The organism is Halomonas sp. 707D4 (assembly GCF_024158685.1).
Classification (GTDB): Bacteria; Pseudomonadota; Gammaproteobacteria; order Pseudomonadales; family Halomonadaceae; genus Vreelandella.
The window spans coordinates 1-2,777 of sequence record NZ_JAMZBD010000406.1 but is presented as its reverse complement, the minus strand read 5'-3'; the positions used below and the strand labels follow the sequence as shown (position 1 = coordinate 2,777).

The 2,777-nt window shown below is 57.3% G+C and carries 3 protein-coding genes; 1 reads left to right on the top strand and 2 read right to left on the bottom strand.

Annotated elements, in window-relative coordinates; all coding sequences use genetic code 11:
* Positions 1-736: flagellar filament capping protein FliD (locus BIS11_RS14400; protein ID WP_301286476.1), on the bottom strand; the 736-nt coding region annotated here is incomplete at its 3' end.
* Between the two features lie 142 nt (positions 737-878).
* Positions 879-2,234: a flagellar filament capping protein FliD gene (gene fliD, locus BIS11_RS14395; RefSeq protein ID WP_253425785.1), complete on the bottom strand. Its 1,356-nt coding sequence runs from the start codon at positions 2,232-2,234 to the stop codon at positions 879-881.
* A gap of 274 nt (positions 2,235-2,508) precedes the next feature.
* Here fliD and BIS11_RS14390 point away from each other — a divergent pair.
* On the top strand, positions 2,509-2,777 hold a 269-nt coding region (locus BIS11_RS14390; protein ID WP_253586381.1), incomplete at its 3' end, for a hypothetical protein.

Here is a 2,777-nt window from a genome sequence, read left to right as displayed (position 1 = left end):
TCACGCCCTCGATAGCCCCTTCGACACGGTTGGTCTTGCTGGAAATCGCGATACCGTTGACGTTCAGCTTGGCGTCCTGACCGGGACGAACCGTCGTGCTGTCCATTGCGAGGGCATCGAGGCCGGAAAACTCGGTGAGCGACGCATCCTGTCCTGTCTCCTTGGAACTGAGCGCCAAGCGGTAACCGTTGCCATCGTTGACCAAAGAGGCCGTCACGCCCGCGTTCTTGTCCGCATTGATCTGATCGCGCACCTGGGCCAGCGTGCTGCCCGCCTTGATGTCGATCTCGTAGCTGCTTTTCGGCGCGGCACTCGCGTCGAACTCGCCATCAACGTAGCTGGCACCGAAGTCCAGCTTGAGCTTGGTATCCTGGGTAGTGAGGACTTGATCGAGCTCGACGCTTTGCGAAGCGGCACTGCCGGAACGTGCCAGCTGCGAAACCTCGATTTCGTAGCGGCCCACGTTGGCTTTTTCACTTGCCGTAGCCAAAACCCCACTCCCTGTGACAGTGCTTTTCTGCTGCTTGAAGGTCGATGCGTCGTTCAATGCGCTGGTGGCGGTCTGGACCCGATCCATGGCGGATTCGAGACGCCCATAAGCCGAGATCTTGGTTTGCTGTGCGCTCTTTTGCTGCAAGACGGGCGTGAGCTTCTGGCGTTCAGCTGCCTCGAGCTGACTTACCAAATCATTTAATTTCAACCCTGAACCTACACCAAGCGCTGAGATTGATGCCATCGGGTCAAGTCCTCGTAGTAAATAGCAAAAAGATATAGTTGGTTAGACTATCGGCTGACATCCAGCGAACTTTAATTCTCGGCATGAAAATGCGCCCGACCAACACTTGGTTGAGCGCAGAAGAAAGCGCTGAAATGGACGATCAGCCTTGGCTTGGCTGGCTCAACATCACCAATTGCTGCTCCAGATAGGCCCCGGTCTGGTTCATTTGGGATACCATATTATCCATGGCCTGAAACTGGGCACGGTAACGCGCGATCGTCTGTTCGATACGCTCTTCGGTTCTGACGTAGCGATCCTGAAGGGAACTGACATGGCTTTCGGCATTTTCCTTTGCCGTCTCCAGGCGGCCACCCTCCCCCACCAGGCGCTCGAGAGAAGCGTCGATCTGGCCTGCCATACCACCTCCATCACTGCTGCCGGTGAAAAAGTTGGCCAACGCATTCGGCTGGGTGGCAATGACGTTGTTCAGCTTGTCTTCGTCGATCTTCAGCATCCCGTCGGTCTGCAGAGAAATACCGATATCGGACAGTACGTTGAAACCTTCTCCCTGAACGACCCCACTGATCGCCTGACGCAGCTCACGCTCTACCGCACGTGTGGTGGCATCGGCATTGAGCCCGGCCGCCTGTCCGGTCTCGGCATCGAAATGGGTCAGGTCTGTCAGCGTACTCTTGAGAGCATTGAAGCTCTCGACGAAGCTGGCGACTTTATCGCTCACCGCTTCGTCGTCCTGCTCGATGCGTAGAGTACTGCTGGTGCCGGCCTCGCCCAGGTTCAGGGTAACCCCCTGGATCGCTCCTTCGACCTGGTTCGAAGCGCTGACGATGTCGATGCCGTTGACGTTGAAGACGGCATCTTCCCCTGCCTGCACGACCTGGGCATCCGAGGTGGTGACATCGCTCGCCAGAAGAGAAGAGAAATTCGTGTCGGTGATGCTCGCCTCGGCCCCCGTATCGGTTGCCATGATCGACAGTCGGTAGCCTTGACCATCGTCGATGATGGAAGCGCTGACCTGACCACCGGCCTGTTCATTGATCGCATCGCGGATATCTTCAAGCGTACTGCCATCGGCAATCGCGATAGGCTCCAGACTGCCGCCGGCAAGCTCGAGACTCAGCGATTGATCGCTGCTGACAATATCTTCATCAGCCGCCTCGAACCGCTCCGTGACAAGGCTACCTGCCGTGGCGAGCTTGTCTACCTCGATCTCGTAGCGACCCGCCTGGGCTTCGTTACTGGTCATTGCCGTGATGCCGCTGCCATCGACCTTGCTCGTCAGGCTCTCGAACGTGGCGGGGTCGTTCAGCGCTTGGGCCGCATCCTGAAAGGTCGAGATGGCACTTTTCAAGGTTCCATAGGCCGAAACGGTCGTATTAGCAGACTGTATCTGTAGGGCTATGGGCTCCAGCTTGGCGTTTTCTGCCGTTCTCAGCTCCGTCAACAATCCATTCAGATCGAGTCCAGAGCCAATACCCAGCGACGTGATTGAAGCCATACCTATACCCCTTGATTCAATGCCGCTCACTCGTTTCACCACGCGGCGATGCATTTAGTGACGTTATTAAATATACATCGGCCGGCGAAGCGCTTTCTTTAACGCGAGAGGATAGGCCGCTCACCGATGTTGATGTCATTCGCACTGAAAAAGATTACGGCAATTGCCAGCTCGGATCACGTCAAATCATTAGACCTTGGTCTAACAGTCTTGCTGATCTAAACTAGCGCCACGCCATGACAACTGTATTAACGGCCTCACCTCTGGAGACGCCATGAATGCCGAACCGAGCCGCCCACCTTCCGAGGTTGCCGCGCATATTCAGCTACGCCGCTGCCTGCTGACCGTCGCCAACCTGCTCGCCGAGGGCGGCCATGTGCTGGAGACGATCACGCTACCTCGCTGCGGGCTGGCGAAGCGGGAAATGAAGGCACTGGAGGCGCGGGGTACGGAGTGGAGCGTGTGTCGCAAGACGCTCGAGGCGAGCGCGGCGGGGGGCATCAATCCCGAGGGCAGGTTCGTGTTGACCGCCCTGGGAAGGGA